Source organism: Mesorhizobium waimense (genome assembly GCF_003601975.1).
Taxonomy (GTDB): domain Bacteria; phylum Pseudomonadota; class Alphaproteobacteria; order Rhizobiales; family Rhizobiaceae; genus Mesorhizobium; species Mesorhizobium waimense.
Genome location: NZ_QZWZ01000013.1, coordinates 15588 through 34944, shown reverse-complemented (window position 1 = coordinate 34944; position 19357 = coordinate 15588). Strand labels below are relative to the sequence as shown.

Genomic DNA, 19357 nt, shown 5'->3' with positions numbered 1-19357 from the left:
GAATTCCTCCGTGCCGGATGCATGCTCCCGGCGCCTCTTCCCGCCAAGACCTAAAGGCTGCTCGTCCCGGGTGCAACACGCGAATTTCGGAATAGAGGTCAAGCACTTCGCTTGTGGCATGCCGTATGCCGCCATATATAACGATCGGGCTTCGACTTGTGGAAAATCATCAGTGCTGACGAAGAACGACATCGGGCCGCAGGCCTATCGCGACGCGATGGCTCATTTTGCCGGCCACGTCCATGTGGTGACCACCGACGGCCCCGCCGGCAGGCGTGGCGCAACAGTCATCGCGGCGTGCTCGGTGTCGGACACGCCACCAACGGTCCTGGTCTGCCTCAACCGCGAAAACCCCAAGAACGAGCCGTTCGTGAAAAACGGCAGATTTGCCCTGAACACGCTGGCTTCGCACCAGGAACCGCTGTCGATCGGGTTTTCCGGCATCAACGGACTGCCGGTCGAGGAGCGCTTCGCGCTCGGCGAGTGGGATGTCATCTCGACCGGGGCGCCGACCTTGAAGGGTGCGCTCGCTGTGTTCGACTGCGAGCTGTTCGACACCAAGGATCTGGCCACCCACCGTGTGCTTTTTGGCAAGGTGACAGGCCTGCGCATCGGCGATAATTTGCGGCCGCTGATCTATCACGACCGCGCCTATCGCGCGCTTTAGAGGCTCTGGATGGGCCGCAGCCACGGAGACAGGATGACCGAGCTGAAACCGCGCCCGGCGCCGCGGACGATCGACGAGACGCTCGATCTGCTCACCGGCGCGGACTATGTGGCGGACCGGTCGCTGGCCACGGTTTTGTTTTTGTCGCTGCGCATGCAGCGGCCGCTGTTTCTCGAAGGCGAGGCCGGCGTTGGCAAGACCGAGATCGCCAAAGTGCTGGCCGAAGCGCTCGGCCGCCGGCTGATCCGCCTGCAATGCTATGAAGGGCTCGACGTCTCCTCCGCCGTCTATGAGTGGAACTATGCCGCGCAGATGATCGAGATCCGCATGGAGGAGGCTGCCGGCAAGGTCGTGCGCTCCGACATGGAGCGCAACGTCTTTTCCGAGAAATATCTGATCCGCCGCCCGGTGCTCGACGCGCTGACCGGCAAGGCGGGTGCCGCTCCCGTGTTCCTGATCGACGAGCTCGACCGCACCGACGAGGCCTTCGAGGCGTTCCTGCTCGAGATCCTTTCCGATTTCCAGGTGACGGTGCCCGAACTCGGCACGATCAGGGCTGAAGAGCCGCCCATCGTCATCATCACCACCAACCGCACCCGCGAGATCCACGACGCGCTGAAGCGGCGCTGCCTCTACCACTGGGTCGACTATCCCAACGCCGAGCGCGAACTCGAGATCGTGCACAGGAAGGTGCCGCAGGCCAACAGCCGGCTTTCGGCCGAGGTGGTGTCGTTCATCCAGAAGCTGCGCCAGATCGAGCTGTTCAAGGCGCCGGGCGTCGCCGAAACCATCGACTGGGCCGGTGCGCTGACCGAACTCGACAAGGTGGCGCTCGATCCCGAAACGGTGTCCGACACGATCGGCGTGCTGTTGAAATACCAGGACGACATTGCCCGCATCGGCGCGGGCGAGGGCCGGCGTATCCTCGACGAGGTCAAGGCCGAGTTCGCGGCGGCGGAGTAAGGCAATGAAGACGCCGCGTCCCGACCCCGGAGAGGCGAAAGTGGACGGGCGCATCGCCGATAACATCGTCTATTTCGCCCGCACCTTGCGCAAGGCCGGCATGCGCGTCGGGCCGGCTTCGGTCAAGGATGCGATCGAGGCTGTGCTCGCCGCCGGCATCGGTTCGCGCGACGATTTCTACTGGACGCTGCATGCCGTGCTGGTCTCCAGGCACGAGGACCATCCGACCTTCGACGAGGCCTTCCGGCTGTTCTGGAAATCGCGCGAGCTGATCGAAAAGATGCTGGCGATGTTTTCGCCCGTTGCCCCCGACAGCAAGGAGAAACAGAAGCCACGCGCGGCCGAGAACCGCGTCAGCCAGGCGATGTTCGAGGGCCATCAGAAGAACCAGCCGGTGCAGGAAATACCCGAGATCGAGGTCGACGCCCGTTTCACCTTCTCCGGCAACGAGGTGCTGCGCGGCAAGGACTTTGCCCAGATGAACGCCGCCGAGATGGCCGACGCCAAGAAGGCGATCGCCCGGTTACGGCTGCCTTTCGACATGGTCAGCACACGGCGCTTCAAGGCCGATGCGCATGGCCGCCGTGTCGATCCGCGCGCCATGATGCGTTCGGCCGCACGCACCGGTGGCGAACTGATCCTGCCGAAATTCCGCTCCGCCCGCGAGGTGCACCCGCCGCTGGTGGTGCTGGCCGATATTTCCGGGTCGATGAGCCAGTACACGCGCATCTTCTTGCATTTCCTGCATGCGCTGACAGAAAAGCGCCGGCGCGTGCACGCCTTCGTCTTCGGCACCAGGCTCACCAATCTGACGCGGCAGATGCGCCATCGCGATCCCGATGCCGCCCTGGCCGACTGTTCGGCGGCGGTAAAGGACTGGTCGGGCGGCACCCGCATCGGCGACACGCTGGCCGAGTTCAACCGTCTGTGGTCACGCCGTGTGCTGGGGCAGGGTGCGGTGGTGCTTTTGATCACCGACGGACTGGAACGGGACGATGTCGCCGGCCTGTCGGAGGAGATGGAGCGCCTGCACAAATCCTGCCGGCGGCTGATTTGGCTGAACCCACTACTGCGCTTCGACGGCTTCGAGGCGCGCGCCCGCGGCGTCAAGGCGATGCTGCCGCATGTCGACGAGTTCCGCTCGGTGCACAATCTCGATGCGCTTGCCGATCTCTGTGCTTCGTTGGACAAGAAAACGGCCGGCTCGTTCGATCCGCGCCGCTGGATCGTCGATGGCGCGAGGCGGGCCGCATAACCATATGTTTGCGAAAACAGACTCCCGGAAAAACAGACTCTGAGAGAAGCGATCATGGAAAACAGCATCTATCTCGATGAGGCCCGCGATCCCTTGATCATCGCGGAAGGCTGGATGAAGGACGGCAAGGATGTCGCCATCGCCACAGTGGTCGAGACCTGGGGTTCGGCGCCGCGTCCTGTCGGCAGCCATCTGGTCATCGACGCGGATGGCAATTTCCACGGCTCGGTCTCGGGCGGCTGCGTCGAGGGCGCGGTGGTGACCGAGGCGATCGACGTCATCGGCTCTGGCGAGGCGAAGATGCTGGAGTTCGGCGTCGCCGACGAAACCGCCTGGCAGGTCGGCCTGTCCTGCGGCGGCCGCATCAAGGTCTATGTGGAACGGCTTGGTTAGGACACATGGATCCGTACGCACTCAAATCGCTCAACGTCGAACGCCGCGCCCGTCGTGCCGCGATCCTTGTTACCGATCTCGGTGACGGCCGCGACCGCATCGTGCGCGAAGGTGACCCTGTCGCCGGCGAATTGGGGGCGGCGATCGCCAAAGCGTTTCGAACCGGCAATTCCGGTTCGGTCGAGGTCGAGGGGCGGACTTTCTTTCTCAACGCCCATCTGCCGCAGCCGCGCCTGGTGGTGATCGGCGCCGTTCACATCAGCCAGGCGCTTGCGCCGATGGCGAAGATCGCCGGCTATCCGGTCGAGATTATCGATCCGCGCACCGCCTTCGCCACGCCGGACCGCTTTCCCGATGTCGCGCTCTCTGCCGAATGGCCTGAGGAAGTGCTGAAGCGCCAGCCGCTCGACAGCTACACGGCGCTCGCCGCCGTCACTCATGATCCGAAGATCGACGATTTCGCGCTGAAGGCAGCACTTGACGCCAACTGCTTCTATGTCGGGGCGCTTGGCAGCCGCAAGACCCATGCAAAGCGCGTCGAGCGCTTGCTGGCGCTGGGTGCGAGCGCCGACCAGATCGCCCGCATCCACGCGCCGATCGGCCTCGATATCGGCGCAGCAAGTCCCGCTGAGATCGCCGTCGCCGTGCTGGCGCAAGCGATCCACGCCTTTCGCTCTCGCGGCCTGGAAAGCAAAGGCGCGGTGGCGTGAAATTTGGTCCGGTTCCGATCGATCAGGCCGAAGGTGCGGTGCTGGCGCACGCCACCACGGCCGGCGAGCGGCGTTTTCGCAAGGCGCACAGGCTGAGCGCCGACGATGTGTCAGTGCTGAAGGCGGCCGGGATAAAAGAGGTCGTCGCAGCGGTGCTGGCCGCCGATGATCTCGGCGAGGATGCCGCGGCTGAAAAGATCGCCGCCGGCATGAGCCATCGCAACATCGAGGCGAAGCCTGCCGCGACCGGCCGGGTCAACCTCCACGCCGAGGCGGCCGGTGTCTTCACGGTCGATGCAGCGATGATCGATGCCATCAACGCCGTCGACCCGACCATCACCATCGCCACGCTGGCGCAGCACGCGCCGGTCGAGAAGGGCCAGATGGTGGCGACGGTGAAGATCATTCCTTTCGCCGTTGTCGCCGCTCTGGTCGATAAGGTGGCAAGGATCTGCACCACTGGCGAGATCTTCGCCGTCAACGCCTACCAGCCGGTGCGCGTCGGCGTCATCCAGACCATGCTGCCCGGCGTCAAGCCGAGCGTGCTCGACAAGACGTTGCGCGTCACCGAGGCGCGGCTAGCGCGCTCGGGCGGGCGGCTGACGGCCGAGCGCCGCACGCCGCACGAAATCGCGCCGGTGGCGGAGGCAGCGGCTTCGCTTGCGCGCGACAACGACATCGTGGTGATCTTCGGTGCCTCGGCGATGAGCGATTTCGCCGATGTCGTTCCTGCAGCGATCGAACGTGCTGGGGGTACTGTCGTCCGCGCCGGCATGCCCGTCGATCCCGGCAACCTCCTGGTGCTCGGCACGCTTGACGGCAAGCGCGTCATCGGCGCGCCCGGCTGCGCCCGCAGCCCCAAGGAAAACGGCTTCGATTGGGTGCTCGACCGTCTGATCGCCGGGCTCGACGTGACGGCCGGCGACATCGCCGGCATGGGTGTCGGCGGGCTGCTGATGGAAATCCCGACCAGGCCGCAGCCGCGCGAGCCGCTGCCCGCAAGATCCGAGTTGAAGGTCGATATCGTGCTTCTGGCCGCCGGCCGCTCCAGCCGCATGGGTGGACCCAACAAGCTCCTGGCGCTGTTCGCCGGCAAGCCGCTGGTGCGCCGCGCCGCCGAGCGTGCGCTGGGCTCAAGGGCCGCGAACACAATCGTCGTCACCGGCCACCAGCACGAGCGGGTGCGCTCGGCCCTGTCGGGCCTCGATGTCATCTTGGCCGACAATCCCGATTTCGCCGACGGCCTGTCCTCTTCGTTGAAGGCCGGTATCGCCCGGGTTGCGAGCGATGCCGCCGGCGCATTGATCGTTCTTGGCGACATGCCTGGCGTCTCCTCGGCCGACCTCGACACGCTGATCGATGCCTTCCGCAAATCCGACGGCCGCTCGGTGGTGCGTGCCGCCCATGATGGCAGGCGCGGCAATCCGGTGCTGCTGCCGCGATCACTGTTTCCGGCCATCGCGCATCTCGAAGGCGATACAGGCGCCCGCCATCTGGTCGAGGCTGAAGGGCTTGATGTCATCGATGTCGAGATCGGCGAAGGAGCTGCTGTCGACGTTGACACCCGCGAGGCGCTGGAAGGCGCCGGCGGCGTGCTGCAGGATTGACAAACTTGGGCCGAAAAACGCATGCCTTGGGCATGGCTATTCGTTTGCAGTTTCTTCGTCTCTCTCTGGCCGCGATGGTTTTTGCCGCCTCAGGCGCGCATGCCGACGCTCTAGAACTAAAACCCTTCAAGGACGATCTGTTCGCCTATCCGGCGACACTCTCCTCCGCCGACAACGGCGCCTATACCGTCATCGACTATCGCGAAAAGCGCGACATCAATGCCCGCGACGAGGTGCCGGAACGGCGGGTGCATGCGGAGTACACCGACACTAACGTGCGTAAGGTGCAGCAGGACCTGATGCTGAAGACCGATGCCGGCGATGTCAGGCACATCGCCGTCGGTAGAACAGAGGGCGCCGGCATCATCGTGCTCTACCTGCACGGGCAGGGTGGCAGCCGCAAGCAGGGCGTCGACGACTTCACCTTCGGAGGTAATTTCAATCGCCTCAAGAACCTGATGGCCGGCAATGGCGGCCTTTATCTCAGCCCAGATTTCACCGATTTCGGCGACACGGGCGCTGCCCAGGTTGCGGCGCTTGTAAATCACTACGCCGAAGCCTCGCCAGCAGCAAAAATCTTCATCGCCTGCGGCTCGATGGGCGGCTCGCTGTGCTGGAAACTTGCCGCCCGCAACGACACCGGCAGGCGCATCGACGGGCTGCTGTTGCTCGGCTCGCTATGGGATGAGAGTTTTTTGTCAAGTCCCGCTTTCAGGCGCCACGTCCCGGTCTTCTTCGGCCAGGGCAGCAAGGACCCGGTATTTCCCGTGGAGAAGCAGGAAGCCTTCTTCCGCTCCATCATCGCCAGATCGAAAGCCTATCCCTATCCGACCCGCTTCGTCCGTTTCGAGACCGGCACCCATGGTACGCCGATCCGCATGACCGACTGGCGTAGCACGCTCAACTGGATGCTCGCCAAGGCACCTTGATCTGCGCCATCGCGAATCTCGTTCAAGGCGCCGTGTTGTAATCGAGCACGGTCTGTGGGTTGATTTCGCCGTCATAGGATGCGTCGACATCATATTGCACCAGCGAGAAATTGCCGTTGCGGAACAGATAGGTGCCGGTCGATGAGGCGTCGCCGACACCGCGCCATTTGTTCATCGACGTGATCGTCCTGGTCTTGTCGTCATAATCGGAATTGACCAGCTGGTCGTCGGTCTGGAAGCCGATGATGTGGACCGCCTCGACCTTGCCTTCGCTGTTGTTGTTTTCATAGCGGATGTCGAGTTCCGGCGAGGCGAACTGCAACTGCCTGACGCCCATGACGTCATCGGCGACATAATAGACCGCGCTTTCATTGTAGGCAGCCATCGAGCAGAAGAAGCGGAACAGCCGCGTCTCGCGTTCGGGTTCGTCGGCGCCGGCATTCGTATCCTTGTAGTGCAGGCTGTATGCATCCGGCTCCGTTGTCGGCTTGCCGTCCGGGGTCTGCTTGTCGCACTGGTCGCCATAGGTGGCGACGAAGGCCTTCCTGGCCTGTTCCAGCACCGTGTCCTGCTTCGGCGGCGGCGGGCCGTCGCCGCAGCTTGCCGGCACGGCGTCCTCGAAATTGGCCGTGGAGGGTTTCAGCGCACCCTTGTCGATGAGAATCGGCAGGAACGGCGGCTCCTGGACCTGGGCGTTGACCTGGCGCAGCGTGTAGCAGCCGGCGAAGACCTTTGCTTCACCATCCTTGTCCGTGGCCTGGATGGCGACCGGCACATTGTAGAAAATGCTGCCGGCAGCGCCGTCACTGGAGGCGGCGCCGGTTTTGACATCGACCTTGTCGGTGCTGTCATAGCCTTTGACGAATGTATCAAAATCCTTTGCCGGCTTTGTATCGCCATAATAGTCCCAGGCGCGGGCAAATTCATGCCGGTTGATGGCGCTGTAGAGCGAACGGATGACCGCAACGGCGTCCGACCTATCGTCGACATACGGTGCGTCTTCGGCGAATGCTGTCTGGCTGATGGCGGCAAGGGAGAAGAAGGCGGTCGCGGCGAAAAGGGCGCTTTTCATCGGGAATCTCCAGTCGACTTGCAAACTCTAGCATGCCGATTGCGGCGACGCGGTGACGCTTGAAATGTGATGCCCGAAGGCGCTACGTGCCGCCCGTCGGTGTTCATGCCGGATAGGAGAATTCAAGTGACAATATCGATGTACGAGGCATCCGTGCCGGTGTTTTCGGCCAGGCTGAAAGCGCTGTCCAACGTGCTGTCCGCGGCCGAACAGAATGCAGTGGATCGCAAGATCGATCCGCAGGTGTTTCTGACATCAAGGCTGGCGCCGGACATGTTCGCGCTGACGCGACAGGTGCAGATCGCCACCGACCATGCCAAGGGTGCGCCGTCGCGGCTGGCCGGCCGCGAAGTGCCGAAATACGAGGACAACGAGGTGAGTTTCGCCGACCTTCAGGCGCGCATCGCCAAGACGACAGACCATCTGGCGACGTTCTCGGCCGCCGAGCTGGAGGGCTCGGATGACAGGGTGATTGAACTGAGGCTTGGGGGACGCGAGGTGTCGATGCCTGGCCTGCAGTACCTTCTGCACGCGGCCATGCCCAATTTCTATTTCCACGTGACGACCGCCTACGACATCCTGCGCCACAATGGCGTGCCGCTGGGCAAATCGACATTCCTTGGAAATCGTTGAGAGATCAGGTTTTTGAGGTTTCCCGGCGTGACCGGGAAACCTCATGCTCGGACGTGTTCAGCGCATAGACATTTCGCGCGCGATGCGCGGAAAGTCGGCCGGCTTGACGCCGATATCGGCGCGGTCTGCATTGCTCATCGCGTTTAGCAAGGCCAGTGCCGCGCGATAACGGTGATGGTCCTGCGGCCGCGGACGAGCGAACATTTCAGTGAAGAACCCCATGAATCAGCCCCTTGTTGATCCTCCACAACCGTCAATATAGGAAAATTGTGAAGATTGTGCAGTGCAGCATTTGCATGGCAGCCATGTCGGACTCGATTTTTTTCGTGATAATCGATATTCTCGTGAAACTTCTCGGTCTTTACGACCATACGCTTCCGCGCCGGTACATGGCCGGCTTTTCCTCGCCACTCCTGGCGGCGGTCAGCCTGGCGAACGCCTAAATTCGTTAAGATCGGTGGCATTCATTTTTAACGAGCCGGTTCTAAAGTGCGACCGTCTCAATCGCATGCGCATGCTCAACACAGAGGAGGCTGACATCGGCGCCAAGCGGGATTTCGCTTCGTTGCTCGACGACCTCTTCGTCGCCTCGGACAAGGACGAAGCGGGCGAGGAGGCCGGCGCACGGCCGTCCATCCCGTTCGACTATCTGTCGGTGGCGGACGAGCTTCATTCCGGCCGCATCAAGGTTTCCGGCGACACGTTCGCGGCCGAGTATCGCGAAGCAGGCGCCGACCTGGCCGCCGAGTTCGCCGCCCTGCTCGACCAGGCAAAGCTGGCGCTCGCCGGCGAGGCAGCAATGCCTGAGGAAAGGCTGCCGCCGATCGATCCTGACGCGATTGCCGCAGAACTTGGCCTCGATCACCCCGCCAAGGGTGCCGATTTCGGCCGCATGCGCCGCAGCTTTGCCTTCGCCAACCATCCCGACCGTGTCGCACCGCATCTGCGCCCACGCGCCATGATCCGCATGCAGGTGGCCAACATGCTGATCGACGAGGCCAAGCGGCGCGCTTTGGCCGGCGCAAGGCGCTGATACGGCTCAGGTTCAGGCAAAAGTTCGGCCTTGCCTGACCGCAAGAGCTTGGAGAACGGCGCTCCTTTGCTCTATGCTGGGACGTCCTCCCCCGCGCCGCCGCGCGCAAAGCCTCCCGCCGGAGAAAATTCCATGCACAAACGCCGTCTCGGTCGGACCGATCTTCTTGTGTCGCAAATCTGCCTGGGGTCGATGACCTGGGGCCAGCAAAACACGGAGGCGGAAGGCCACGCCCAGATGGACCTCGCTTTTTCGCGCGGCGTCAATTTCATCGACACCGCCGAGCTCTACCCGATCCCGCCCAAGGCGGAGACGCAAGGGCGTACCGAGAAGATCATCGGCAGCTGGATGAGAGCCAAGGGCAATCGCGACAAGGTCATTCTTGCCTCGAAAGTGGTCGGCCGCACCGCCAATACCTGGTTTCGCGGCGACCGCGCGTCGAAGCTGGTACGCGCCGACATTTTCGACGCGGTTGAAAAATCGCTGACCAAGCTCGGCACCGACTATATCGATCTCTACCAGATCCACTGGCCGGAGCGCGATGTGCCGTGGGGCGCCAATCCGAACCGCATCGGGGCGGTGGCGCCGCGTGCCGATTCCTTCGGCGCCCCGACAGGAGAGACGCCGATCGCCGAGACGCTCGCCGTCTTCGACGAACTGGTGAAGGCGGGAAAAATCCGCCACTTCGGCCTGTCGAACGAAAGCTCCTGGGGTGTCATGCGCTTCATCGCCGAGGCCGAAAAGGGGATTGGCCCGCGCGTCGCCTCGGTGCAGAACGCCTACAATCTGGTCAACCGCACCTTCGAGGTGAACCTTGCCGAAGTCTGCGAGCGCGAGCAGGTTTCGCTGCTCCCGTACTCGCCACTGGCGCAAGGCTATCTGACCGGCAAATACGACCACGGTGCACGGCCGCAGGGCTCGCGCTCGCAGCTGTTCAATCGCGGCCAGCGCTACGAGACGCCGAATGCCGCAGAGGCTCAGCTCGAGTACAACGAGTTGGCGCGCTCGTTCGGTCTGGAGCCGGCGCTGTTCGCCAATGCCTATGTTTCGAGCCGGCCCTTCGTCACCTCCAACATCATCGGCGCTACCGCCATCTGGCAGCTAGAAATGGCGCTGTCTTCGGTCGAGGTGACCTGGACCGAGGAGATGCAGAAGGCGGTCGACGCCATCCACCAGCGCGTCGGCAACCCGTGCCCGTAGGCAGGCCGATCGGGTAGAATTGTCCAACAAAGACAAAGGGGGAGGGGACAGAAATGGATTTTCCGATCGAGGCAATCAGGGGAAGATTTCCGGCACTGTCCCTGACCGACGGAGGCCGCCGGCGCGTCTATCTCGACAACCCGGCTGGCACGCAGGTGCCGCGAGCGGTCGCCGATGCGGTGTCGCGCTGCCTATTGACCACCAATGCCAATCTCGGCGGCTTCTTCGAAACGACTGTCGCGGCGCAAAAGGTGGTCGACGATGCGCATGCGGCGATGGCCGATTTCCTGGGCGCCGCGAGCCCGCAAGAGATCATCATCGGCGCCAACATGACGACGCTGACCTACCACATGTCGCGTACGCTCGGCCGCGCGATGAAGTCAGGCGACGAGATCATCGTCACCCGCATGGATCACGAGGGCAATGTCTCGCCCTGGCTGCAACTGGCCGAGGATCTCGGCCTCGTCGTGCGCTGGCTGGCTTTCGATGAGCGAAGCTGGCAGGTCGAGGAGGCGGCGCTGAGCGCACTGCTTAGCGACAAGACGCGGCTCGTCGCGCTGAACTACGCCTCTAACCTCACCGGCTCGATCAACCGGGTGAAGGCGCTGACCGCGATCGCCAAACAGGCCGGCGCACTGGTCTATGTCGACGCCGTGCAATTCGCGCCGCACGGCCTGGTCGACGTCCAGAATCTCGGCTGCGATTTCCTGGCCTGCTCGGCCTACAAATTCTTCGGCCCGCATATGGGAATACTTTGGGGTCGGCGCGATGTCATCGATGCGCTGAAACCATACAAATGCCGGTGTTCGTCCAACGGCCTGCCGGAACGCTTCGAACTCGGCACGCCGCAGATCGAACTGATGGCCGGCCTCACGGCCGCCGTCGACTATTTCGCCGATCTCGGCGCGGCGGCAGGCGAAGGCGGGTCGCGGCGTGCAAGCATCGCTAGGGCGTTCGAGCTGTCGATCGCTTATGAGAACGTTCTGGCGCAAAGGCTGATCGATAGACTGTCGGATATCGAGGGCTTGACCATTCACGGCATCACCGATCCCTCACGCGTTGGCGAACGAGTGCCGACGGTCTCCTTCACCGTCGACGGCATGGTTCCGGAGACGATCGTGGGGCAGATGAATGCCGAAAACATCTTCCTCTGGTCCGGGCACAACTACGCCTGGGAGATTGTCCACCAGCTCGGCATTCCGGCCGAAGAGGGCGTGGTGCGCATCGGCATCGCCCACTACAACAATGCGGCCGAAATCGACGAGACGCTGGAGAGCGTGCATCGGGTCATCGCCATGTTGAGACAAGAGCGGTCGTAAGCCGGCGTCGGGCTAGGTAAGCTAGCGCTTCTTGCCGCCGCCAAATCCGGTGAGGAACGCAGTCAGATTGTCGCCGAGTTCCTCGCAGAGATAGCCGCCTTCCTGGACGATGACCGTCGGCAGACCGAACCCGGCAATGGCCTCGCCGATGAGCGAGAATCCAGGCGTCGTCACCGACAGTCCGCCGAAAGGATCGCCTTCGAAGGCGTCGAGCCCGAGCGCCACCACCAGCGCGTCGGGCGAAAAAGCGCGGATGCGCTGGAAGGCGGTGGCTAAAGCTTCGAGGAATGCCGCGTCGCCGGATTTGCGCGGTAAAGGCAGGTTCAGATTGTAGCCGAGGCCAGGCCCTTCGCCGCGCTCGTCGGCATGGCCCCAGAAGAACGGATAAAAGCGCACCGGATCAGCGTGCAGCGAGACGGTAAGCACGTCCGGCCGCGCGTAGAAGATGCCTTGCGTGCCATTGCCGTGATGCAGGTCGACATCGAGGATCGCCACCCGCGCGGCGCTTCTCCGCAGGGTCTGTGCGGCAACTGCCGAATTGTTGATGAAGCAGAAGCCGCCGGCGACATCGGAAAAGGCATGATGGCCCGGCGGGCGGCAGAGCGCATAGGCCGAAGGCGCACCCGCCATAACCGCTTCGGCAGCCTCGACTGCGCTCCAGGCGCTCCACAGCGCGCTGTTCCAGGTTTCGCCGGAGATCGGGCAAGCGGTATCTGCCATATGGTAGCCGGCCTGGCCGACCGCCGAGGCCGGATAAGAGCCGGTCCGTGTGATCGGATGGATGTTGGGGATCACTTCCGCCGAGGCGCCCTCGATCCGCTGCCAGCGGGCGAAGATATGCTCGAGAAAGTCGAGATACTCGGGTGTATGCACCGCGGCAATCGGTCCAAGTCCGCGATTCCGTGGTCGCTCGATCGTCAACCCGGCAGATTTTGCGCCGGCTGACAAGCGCTCGATGCGCTCCGGCTTTTCCGGATTGGGCAGCGGCGCACCGCTGGAGAGGAACGCCTTGGGGTCGTGGCGTTTTTGCTCCTCGGCGTAAAAAGCCTTCATCGTTCGTCCTCCAGCGCGTCGGCAAAGGCGAAGAATGCCTCGCCGACGATCTTCTGCACCTGCTCGTAGTTCGACCAGGCAATGCCCAGCCTTTCGTAAAAGGCCTTGGCGGTTTCATTGTCGGTGTCGACGGAGAGCCGGAGATAGACTCCGCCGTCCATACGACATTCTCGCGCGACGCGGCGCAAAAGGCGCTCGCCAATGCGCCGGCCGCGAAAGCGGTCCTCGACATAGAGGTCCTGCACATAAACGCCGGGGCGGCCCATCCAGGTCGAGAAGATCGGGAAATGCAGGCACAGCCCCGCGAATTCGCCACCGACTTCGGCGATCAGGGTCGAGAAGGCAGGCCTTTCGCCGAAGCCATAGCGGCGGAGGTCGTCAGGCGTGGAGGTGATCTCCTGATGTGCGCCGATATGGGTGCCAAGCCGCAGCAGCGCGGCGTGGATGGTGGCGACGTCGTCGACGGTGCCGGGGCGGATGAGCACACCTGCGACCATCAAAACGCCACCCGGTCGCCGCCCTTGAGCGCCAGCATGGCGCGCGCTTCGGCCGGTGTCGCGACCTCAAGCGACAGCCCGTCGAGCACGGAACGGATCCGGCGCACCTGATCGGCATTCGACTTCGCCAGTTGCCTTCCATCGTAGAGGCTGTCTTCCAGCCCGACCCGGACATTGCCGCCCATCGCCGCTGCGATCGAGATCAACGGCATCTGGTGGCGACCGGCGGCCAGCACCGAGAACTGATAATCGTCGCCGAACAGTTTGTCGGCGACGCGCTTCATGTGCACGAGATTTTCAGGATCGGCGCCGATGCCGCCAAGGATGCCGAGCACGAACTGGATGAACAGCGGTCCCGATACCAGGCCGCGATCGCGAAAATGCGCCAGCGAATAGAGATGGCCGACATCATAGCATTCGAACTCGAAACGAGTGCCGCAGCCCTTGCCGAGTTTTTCCAGCACATTCTCCATGTCGGCAAAGGTGTTCTTGAAGATCGTGTCGCGGGTGGCTTCGAGCAGCTTCGGTTCCCACTCATGTTGCCACTCCCTCGGTTTGTCGAGCATCGGGAACAGCGCGAAGTTCATCGAACCCATGTTGAGCGAGCACATTTCGGGCTCTGCCTTGAGCGGCGCCGCCAGCCGTTGGTCGAGCGTCATCAGCGATGAGCCGCCGGTGGTGATGTTGATCACCGCATCGGTCGCCTGCTTGATGCGCGGCAGGAACTGCATGAACACATCGGGGTCGGCGGTCGGTCGACCGTCCTTCGGGTCACGCGCATGCAGGTGCAGGATTGAGGCGCCGGCTTCGGCAGCGGCGATGGCGTCCGTCGCGATCTGGTCGGGTGTCAGCGGCAGATAGGGCGACATCGACGGCGTATGCACCGAGCCGGTGACCGCGCAAGTGATGATGACCTTTCTCGGCGCCATCTTTTGTCCCTCAACCTTCGACCGGCAGGTCGAGTTCGGCGGCGAGCGCCGCCAGCGAGTCGCCGATGATGGCGATGATCTCGCCGATCTGCTCTGCTGTGATGATCATCGGCGGCGCCACCATAAAATTGTCGCCGTCGACGCCGCCCTTGACCTTGCGCCCATAAATGATCAGCCCGCGCTCATAGGCGAGGTCGAGCAGCCGCTGTGTGGCTTTCTTGGCCGGCGCGATCGGCTCCAGCGTCTCGGGATCGGCGACCATTTCGGACCCCAGCAACAGGCCCTTGCCGCGCACGTCGGCGATGAACGGAAAGCGTCTCGCCAGCCCCTTCAACTCGTTGATCAACACCTCGCCCATCGCGGCCGCATTGGCGATCAGGTCGAGGCGGTCCATCTCGCCGAGCACCGCAAGCCCGGCCGTGCAGGCCAGCGGATTGCCGGCATAGGTATGGCCGTGCTGGAAGCCGCCGGAGGCGAGCAGCGGCTCGACCAGCCGCATCGGTGCGGCGAGAGCCCCGAGCGGCGCATAGCCGGAGCCCAGCCCCTTCGACAGCGCGACGATGTCCGGCTTGCAGTTCCAGTGATCGCCACCGAGGAATTTGCCGGTGCGGCCGGCGCCGCTCATCACTTCGTCATGGATGAGCAGGATGCCGTAGCGGTCGCAGATCTCGCGGATGCGCGGATAGTAGCTGTCCGGCGCGACGAGGGCCGCGGTGGCAGCACCGCCGACCGGCTCCATGATGAAGGCGAGCACGCTTTCGGGACCCTCGGCTAGGATCTTCTCCTCAAGCATGTCGGCATAACGGATGCCGCGTTGTTCCATCGAAAGATTATCGCGGTCGCGCCACGCCGTTGGCGCGGGCACGGTCGGCATCACCTGCATCATCGGCGTAAACGTCTCAGCCAGCGCATCGTCGCCGGTGACGGAAAGCGAGCCGAGCGTTCCGCCATGATAGGACGGAAAGCGGGTGATCACCTTCCAGCGCTTGGGCTGGCCGGTGGCCACCGCCCATTGCCGGGCGAGCTTGATGCAGGATTCCGTCGCTTCCGAGCCGCCGGAGACGAAGAAGATGCGGTCCATGCCCGAGGGCAATCTGCCGGCAAGTTCCCTCGCAAGATCCTCGGCCGGCTCGTTCTCGAAATGCAGCCGGTAGGCGAAGGTGGCGCGGTCCATCTGCCGCTTCATGGCGTCGAGCACGTTGCGGTTGGAATGGCCGATATTGGCGACCATCGGCCCGCTCGATCCGTCGATGAAGCGGCGGCCGTCCTTGGTCCAGAAATAGATGCCCTCGGCGCGGTCGACCAGCGGCCGGCGCAGGCTGGACAGATAGAACAGATGCGACGGCGACCGCGCTTCGGCTTCGGGAGAAGGCTGAATTTCCGATTTCGGCATGTCAGGACTTTCCGAGATAGCGGTCGAGGACATTTTTGGTCACGCACTCGACCATCGCGTCCTGCCTTAGCAGGCCGGCAACCCATTCACAGCTTCCGGCGTGGAAGACTTCGCCCTTGCCGCGAGGGAAATTGACGATCATGCCGCTGCCGCGCTTGACCTTGTCGAGATTGGCGTCGCTCGGCTCGCCGAAGAGGGTCTCGGCGGTGAAACGGCCATCCTCGTCGCCAAGGAACTGGTCCTTGAGCGGAACGTCGGCGCTTTCCTCGACTTGGGATGCCATGCCGACCGCCAGCACCTGCAGTCCATCCGGCGCGCCGCTGGTTGCAGTGGGGTAGGGCAGGCCGCCGCGGATCTCGAAGTCGAGCCCGTCGACCTCATAGCCATAGATATGGCTGTCGGCGCCGAGCACGTCGCCATAGTAGATGCCGGTGCCGGTAAACGCCCAGTGCTCGGGACGGTAGACCGGAAACCCGCGCACGCCGCGCGGCGCGCAGCCGCCCCAGCCGGCATAGACGCCCCTCGTCGCGTTGAGGCCGAAAGTGGCGGCACCCGGCCGGCCGATCTCCGGTGCTTCCCACGAATTGGTGGCGCGGGTGACGTCGCCGCCGCGATAGGCGGGGTCTTCGGCGCGGGCCTTATACTTGTAGCAGACCTGCCGGCGGCCGTCGTCTTCCAGCCTTGTCTGCCACATGAAATTGCCGGCGAAACGCGCCGCGTAGCCTCCTCGCTCGACATAGGCATCGACGGCGTCGCGCATCTCCCAGGTCCAGTATTCATCGTGGCCGACAAAGGCGACGCAATCGTAGCCGTCGAGAATCTCGGGCGAAAAATGCAATTCGTGCTGACTGGCGAGATCGACACCATAGCCGGCGCGCTCGGCAAAGCGCAAGAAATGGCTGTCGTAGCTCGCCCAGCCCGAAGATGCGTATTTCTTCGAATGGCCGGTGGCAAAAGCCCATTCCATATGCGGGTAACGTGGCACGGTCTTCGGCGGCACCGCGACTTCGAGCGGCACGCGCGGCGCATCTTTCGGTAGCACGACGAAGCCGCGGCACCAGGGCCGCTGCGTCGATACCATGCGCGCATATTGGTCGCGGTTCGCGCCGGTGATGCCTTCATAGTGATTGGAACCGCCCCAGGTGTTGTAAGCGAGCCAAGTGCCCGTCGCAGCCACCTGCAGCACACGGCCGGGCTTTTTGCCGGGCTGCGGAGCGACGATAAAGAGATGGTAGCAGTGGATCGGCTTGCCGTCGCGGCCGTCCGCTTCAAGCGTGATGCGATAGGCGCCGGACGGCCAGTCGTCGCCGATGCGAAACTCGAACGACGCGTCCCAGCCGCAGCCCTCGACCGAGCATTGGTCCGGCGTGTCCTGCCAGCGCGCCGCGATGCCGGCTTTTTCGAACACCTTTATCTCGGTGCAGCCGTCGCGTGTGATCGCGAGGCGGAATATGGAAGCTGTCGCACTGACATGCAGAGCCACCGTCTCGCTCGGGCGGTAGCAAAAGCGATCCGTGTAGCACCAGATCTCGCCGCGCTCGCCGTCCATCCCCGGCAATTCGTAATAATGCGTGCGCACCGCTTGCCTGCGCTGCTGCGGCGTCAGTCCGAAATCGGGGAATTCGGTCGGCAGATGGGTCATGAACACCGCAAACGTGACAGGCCGCCATTTCGGCGATCTGCCGGCCAAGCGTCAAATGGAAACAATCGGGCCAGCAATCGCTGGGGCCACCCTTGGCCGCTCTCGCCAAACCGACTATCTCAGGCAAGGCGGTGTTTTCCGCACCTGGGAGCCGACATGCTGAGAGTCCAGAAGGTCAAGGTCGACGACATCTACGTGCCGACCGCGCGCAAGAAGACGCTGCATCCCGAGACCGTCCGTCATCTGGCCGAGGACATTCTGGAAAACGGCATGAAGATGCCGATCCAGGTGCGCCATGACGGCAAGCGCCACATCCTTGTCGAAGGCCTGCACCGGCTGGAAGCGGCCAAATGGCTCGGCGAAACCGAGATCGACGCCTATCTGGTCCAGGCCAAGCGCCACTAGCTCCCGTTTGACCAGCCGGCCGACGTCAGGCCGTTCCCGTCACCCTCCTGTGATTTTTTTCGCGAACAATGTCGGCCCGCGCTGCGCTCACCCGTCTTTGAAGCGGAACCGCAATTCAGACAAACCGAGGAGACCCCATGACCACCAAGCTCGACATCGCCCCCGCCAATGACCGCGAACTGGTGCTCGCCCGCATCATCGATGCGCCGCGCAAGAACGTCTTTCGCTGCTGGACCGACAACAAGCTTGTGACGCAGTGGTTCGCGCCGAAGCCGTGGACGACGCCGCGCGCCGAAATGGACGTGCGCACCGGAGGTAACAGCCTGGTCGTCATGGCCGGTCCCGACGGCAATGAATTTCCCAATCCCGGTGTCTTCCTCGAAGTCGTTCCGGACGAGAAGATCATTTTCACCGACGCCTACACCAAGGCGTGGGAGCCGTCCGAAAAACCGTTCATGACCGGCGTGCTGACCTTGGAGGACGAAGGCAACGGCAAGACCCGCTACATCGCGCGGGTCAGGCACTGGAGCGTCGCCGATCGCGAACAGCACGAAAAGATGGGTTTTCACGAGGGCTGGGGCCAGTGCACCGAGCAGCTTGAAGAACTCGCCAAGACACTTTGACAGCGGCGCGACCGGAGGAGATCAGCATGTTCAGATCAATATCTTTCGCCATTCTTGCTCCAGCTGCGGCCCTGTTCGCCGCGCCGTGCCAAGCCAATGCAGAGGAGACCAACCCTGCCATGACCACCGAGACGAAATCACTGCCGAAGCCCGACAAGTCCGGCCTGCTGCCGATCGACGGCCTGAACTATTATTACGCCATCTATGGCAAGGGCGAGCCGCTGCTTGTGCTGCATGGCGGTCTCGGCACCACGGACATGTTCGCGCCGATCCTGCCCAGGTTAGCCGAAAACCGCACCGTCATCGCCGTCGACCTGCAGGGCCATGGCCGCACCGCGCTCGGCGACCGGCCCTTTGGCCTGCAGGCTATGGGCGACGATATGGCGGCGATCGTCAAGGCGCTGGGTTACGACAAGGTCGACGTCCTGGGTTATTCGCTGGGCGGCGGCGTCGCCTTCCGCATGGCCGTCCAGCACCCCGAAGCGGTGCGCCGTCTCGTCCTCGTTTCGGCCGGCTATGCCGCCGACGGCTTCTATGCCGAGATGCGCGGCCAGCAGGCGCAGGTCAGTGCCGCGGCGGCCGAATTCATGAAGGACACGCCGATGTACAAATCCTATGTGGCGGTGGCGCCGCGTCCTCAGGATTTCCCAAAACTGCTCGACACGCTCGGCACCTATATGCGCAAGGACTATGATTATTCCGCCGATGTGGCCAAGCTCAAGATGCCGGTCATGCTGGTCTATGGCGACAGCGACATGTACCGGCCCGAGCACGAGATCAAGTTCTACCAGATGCTCGGCGGCGGGTTGAAGGATGCCGGCTGGATGCGCGAGAACCTGTCGCAGAACCGCCTGGCCATCCTGCCCAACCGCACCCACTACGACGTCTTCTTCGCCCCGGATCTGACAGCCACCGCGCTGCCCTTCCTCAATGGCGAGACCAAGGTGAAGAGCTGGGACGAAGTCGTCAGCGAAACGAAGTAATTTGCCGTTTGGTATAAATGCCTGACTGCGGCCGTCTCTCCCGAGGCGGCC

Annotated in this window: 21 protein-coding genes; 14 read left to right on the top strand and 7 right to left on the bottom strand. The window is 63.4% G+C overall.

The genetic code is table 11. The annotated features are described in order from the left end of the window. Window positions 1–172 precede the first annotated feature (172 nt). Genes D3227_RS17690 through D3227_RS17660 form a run of 7 tightly spaced genes read left to right on the top strand, consistent with a single transcriptional unit; the run spans window position 173 to window position 6524 of the window. Window positions 173–667 carry a flavin reductase gene (locus D3227_RS17690; protein ID WP_120015416.1) on the top strand — a complete coding sequence of 165 codons (495 nt, stop codon included), beginning with the start codon at window positions 173–175 and terminating at the stop codon, window positions 665–667. 33 nt (window positions 668–700) lie between these two features. Continuing rightward, a complete protein-coding gene (locus D3227_RS17685) occupies window positions 701–1630 on the top strand; it encodes an AAA family ATPase (protein WP_120015413.1) in 930 nt (309 codons plus the stop codon). Window positions 1631–1634: 4 nt separating this feature from the next. Then, on the top strand, window positions 1635–2885 hold the full coding sequence (locus tag D3227_RS17680) for a vWA domain-containing protein (protein WP_120015411.1): 1251 nt from the start codon (window positions 1635–1637) through the stop codon (window positions 2883–2885). 54 nt (window positions 2886–2939) lie between these two features. Continuing rightward, window positions 2940–3278 carry an XdhC family protein gene (locus tag D3227_RS17675; protein ID WP_120015408.1) on the top strand — a complete coding sequence of 113 codons (339 nt, stop codon included), beginning with the start codon at window positions 2940–2942 and terminating at the stop codon, window positions 3276–3278. Between the two features lie 5 nt (window positions 3279–3283). After that, window positions 3284–3988 carry an XdhC family protein gene (locus D3227_RS17670; RefSeq protein ID WP_120015406.1) on the top strand — a complete coding sequence of 235 codons (705 nt, stop codon included), beginning with the start codon at window positions 3284–3286 and terminating at the stop codon, window positions 3986–3988. After that, the gene (locus D3227_RS17665; RefSeq protein ID WP_120015403.1) at window positions 3985–5595 is read left to right on the top strand and encodes an NTP transferase domain-containing protein; all 1611 of its coding nucleotides are present in this window, start codon (window positions 3985–3987) and stop codon (window positions 5593–5595) included. Before D3227_RS17670 ends, D3227_RS17665 begins: the two co-directional genes overlap by 4 nt. Window positions 5596–5627: 32 nt before the next feature. Beyond that, on the top strand, window positions 5628–6524 hold the full coding sequence (locus D3227_RS17660) for an alpha/beta hydrolase (protein WP_208646386.1): 897 nt from the start codon (window positions 5628–5630) through the stop codon (window positions 6522–6524). Between the two features lie 22 nt (window positions 6525–6546). Here the strand turns inward: D3227_RS17660 and D3227_RS17655 are convergent, their stop codons facing one another. Further along, on the bottom strand, window positions 6547–7596 hold the full coding sequence (locus D3227_RS17655; RefSeq protein ID WP_120015399.1) for a DUF1176 domain-containing protein: 1050 nt from the start codon (window positions 7594–7596) through the stop codon (window positions 6547–6549). A gap of 126 nt (window positions 7597–7722) precedes the next feature. On the opposite strand from D3227_RS17655, the gene D3227_RS17650 reads away from it, so the two are divergent. After that, window positions 7723–8229, top strand: coding sequence for a DUF1993 domain-containing protein (locus D3227_RS17650; RefSeq protein ID WP_120015397.1), 507 nt, complete (start codon window positions 7723–7725; stop codon window positions 8227–8229). 57 nt (window positions 8230–8286) lie between these two features. On the opposite strand, the gene D3227_RS17645 is transcribed toward D3227_RS17650, so the two are convergent. Further along, window positions 8287–8451 carry a DUF1127 domain-containing protein gene (locus tag D3227_RS17645; RefSeq protein ID WP_120015394.1) on the bottom strand — a complete coding sequence of 55 codons (165 nt, stop codon included), beginning with the start codon at window positions 8449–8451 and terminating at the stop codon, window positions 8287–8289. A 292-nt stretch (window positions 8452–8743) separates the two neighbouring features. Here D3227_RS17645 and D3227_RS17640 point away from each other — a divergent pair, with 292 nt between their 5' ends. The 3 genes from D3227_RS17640 (at window position 8744) to D3227_RS17630 (ending at window position 11781) form a co-directional block, all read left to right on the top strand. Continuing rightward, entirely contained in the window at window positions 8744–9262 is a 519-nt protein-coding gene (locus tag D3227_RS17640; protein WP_167480748.1) for a hypothetical protein, read from the top strand. Between the two features lie 132 nt (window positions 9263–9394). Further along, window positions 9395–10462: an aldo/keto reductase gene (locus D3227_RS17635; protein ID WP_120015392.1), complete on the top strand. Its 1068-nt coding sequence runs from the start codon at window positions 9395–9397 to the stop codon at window positions 10460–10462. Window positions 10463–10515: 53 nt separating this feature from the next. Continuing rightward, on the top strand, window positions 10516–11781 hold the full coding sequence (locus D3227_RS17630) for a cysteine desulfurase-like protein (protein ID WP_120015389.1): 1266 nt from the start codon (window positions 10516–10518) through the stop codon (window positions 11779–11781). 21 nt (window positions 11782–11802) lie between these two features. Here the strand turns inward: D3227_RS17630 and D3227_RS17625 are convergent, their stop codons facing one another. The 5 genes from D3227_RS17625 to D3227_RS17605 are packed head-to-tail and all read right to left on the bottom strand — an operon-like array spanning window position 11803 to window position 17295. Continuing rightward, entirely contained in the window at window positions 11803–12834 is a 1032-nt protein-coding gene (locus D3227_RS17625; protein WP_120015387.1) for a histone deacetylase family protein, read from the bottom strand. Further along, the gene (locus D3227_RS17620) at window positions 12831–13331 is read right to left on the bottom strand and encodes a GNAT family N-acetyltransferase (protein ID WP_120015385.1); all 501 of its coding nucleotides are present in this window, start codon (window positions 13329–13331) and stop codon (window positions 12831–12833) included. Before D3227_RS17620 ends, D3227_RS17625 begins: the two co-directional genes overlap by 4 nt. Next, a complete protein-coding gene (kce, locus tag D3227_RS17615) occupies window positions 13331–14260 on the bottom strand; it encodes a 3,5-dioxohexanoate:acetyl-CoA acetone transferase (RefSeq protein WP_120015382.1) in 930 nt (309 codons plus the stop codon). Before kce ends, D3227_RS17620 begins: the two co-directional genes overlap by 1 nt. A gap of 10 nt (window positions 14261–14270) precedes the next feature. Continuing rightward, entirely contained in the window at window positions 14271–15653 is a 1383-nt protein-coding gene (locus D3227_RS17610; RefSeq protein WP_120015381.1) for an aminotransferase family protein, read from the bottom strand. 1 nt (window position 15654) lies between these two features. Further along, entirely contained in the window at window positions 15655–17295 is a 1641-nt protein-coding gene (locus D3227_RS17605) for a N,N-dimethylformamidase beta subunit family domain-containing protein (RefSeq protein WP_120015671.1), read from the bottom strand. Between the two features lie 156 nt (window positions 17296–17451). Here D3227_RS17605 and D3227_RS17600 point away from each other — a divergent pair, with 156 nt between their 5' ends. The 3 genes from D3227_RS17600 (at window position 17452) to D3227_RS17590 (ending at window position 19306) form a co-directional block, all read left to right on the top strand. Continuing rightward, window positions 17452–17700, top strand: a complete 249-nt coding sequence (locus tag D3227_RS17600; RefSeq protein WP_006206067.1) for a ParB N-terminal domain-containing protein — start codon at window positions 17452–17454, stop codon at window positions 17698–17700. A 137-nt stretch (window positions 17701–17837) separates the two neighbouring features. Then, window positions 17838–18323 (top strand): SRPBCC family protein, encoded by a 486-nt coding sequence (locus tag D3227_RS17595; RefSeq protein WP_120015379.1) that lies wholly within the window; start codon window positions 17838–17840, stop codon window positions 18321–18323. A 26-nt stretch (window positions 18324–18349) separates the two neighbouring features. Further along, window positions 18350–19306 (top strand): alpha/beta fold hydrolase, encoded by a 957-nt coding sequence (locus tag D3227_RS17590; protein WP_120015378.1) that lies wholly within the window; start codon window positions 18350–18352, stop codon window positions 19304–19306. The last annotated feature ends 51 nt before the right edge of the window (window positions 19307–19357 follow it).

Bases quoted from the DNA above. Each gene is read 5' to 3' on its own strand.
- D3227_RS17685 (WP_120015413.1), top strand. From the start codon at position 701: ATGACCGAGCTGAAACCGCGCCCGGCGCCGCGGACGATCGACGAGACG.
- D3227_RS17680 (WP_120015411.1), top strand. From the start codon at position 1,635: ATGAAGACGCCGCGTCCCGACCCCGGAGAGGCGAAAGTGGACGGGCGC.
- D3227_RS17675 (WP_120015408.1), top strand. From the start codon at position 2,940: ATGGAAAACAGCATCTATCTCGATGAGGCCCGCGATCCCTTGATCATC.
- D3227_RS17670 (WP_120015406.1), top strand. From the start codon at position 3,284: ATGGATCCGTACGCACTCAAATCGCTCAACGTCGAACGCCGCGCCCGT.
- D3227_RS17660 (WP_208646386.1), top strand. From the start codon at position 5,628: ATGGCTATTCGTTTGCAGTTTCTTCGTCTCTCTCTGGCCGCGATGGTT.
- D3227_RS17655 (WP_120015399.1), bottom strand. From the start codon at position 7,596: ATGAAAAGCGCCCTTTTCGCCGCGACCGCCTTCTTCTCCCTTGCCGCC.
- D3227_RS17645 (WP_120015394.1), bottom strand. From the start codon at position 8,451: ATGGGGTTCTTCACTGAAATGTTCGCTCGTCCGCGGCCGCAGGACCAT.
- D3227_RS17640 (WP_167480748.1), top strand. From the start codon at position 8,744: ATGCTCAACACAGAGGAGGCTGACATCGGCGCCAAGCGGGATTTCGCT.
- D3227_RS17635 (WP_120015392.1), top strand. From the start codon at position 9,395: ATGCACAAACGCCGTCTCGGTCGGACCGATCTTCTTGTGTCGCAAATC.
- D3227_RS17630 (WP_120015389.1), top strand. From the start codon at position 10,516: ATGGATTTTCCGATCGAGGCAATCAGGGGAAGATTTCCGGCACTGTCC.
- D3227_RS17625 (WP_120015387.1), bottom strand. From the start codon at position 12,834: ATGAAGGCTTTTTACGCCGAGGAGCAAAAACGCCACGACCCCAAGGCG.
- D3227_RS17620 (WP_120015385.1), bottom strand. From the start codon at position 13,331: ATGGTCGCAGGTGTGCTCATCCGCCCCGGCACCGTCGACGACGTCGCC.
- kce (WP_120015382.1), bottom strand. From the start codon at position 14,260: ATGGCGCCGAGAAAGGTCATCATCACTTGCGCGGTCACCGGCTCGGTG.
- D3227_RS17610 (WP_120015381.1), bottom strand. From the start codon at position 15,653: ATGCCGAAATCGGAAATTCAGCCTTCTCCCGAAGCCGAAGCGCGGTCG.
- D3227_RS17605 (WP_120015671.1), bottom strand. From the start codon at position 17,295: ATGACCCATCTGCCGACCGAATTCCCCGATTTCGGACTGACGCCGCAG.
- D3227_RS17600 (WP_006206067.1), top strand. From the start codon at position 17,452: ATGCTGAGAGTCCAGAAGGTCAAGGTCGACGACATCTACGTGCCGACC.
- D3227_RS17595 (WP_120015379.1), top strand. From the start codon at position 17,838: ATGACCACCAAGCTCGACATCGCCCCCGCCAATGACCGCGAACTGGTG.
- D3227_RS17590 (WP_120015378.1), top strand. From the start codon at position 18,350: ATGTTCAGATCAATATCTTTCGCCATTCTTGCTCCAGCTGCGGCCCTG.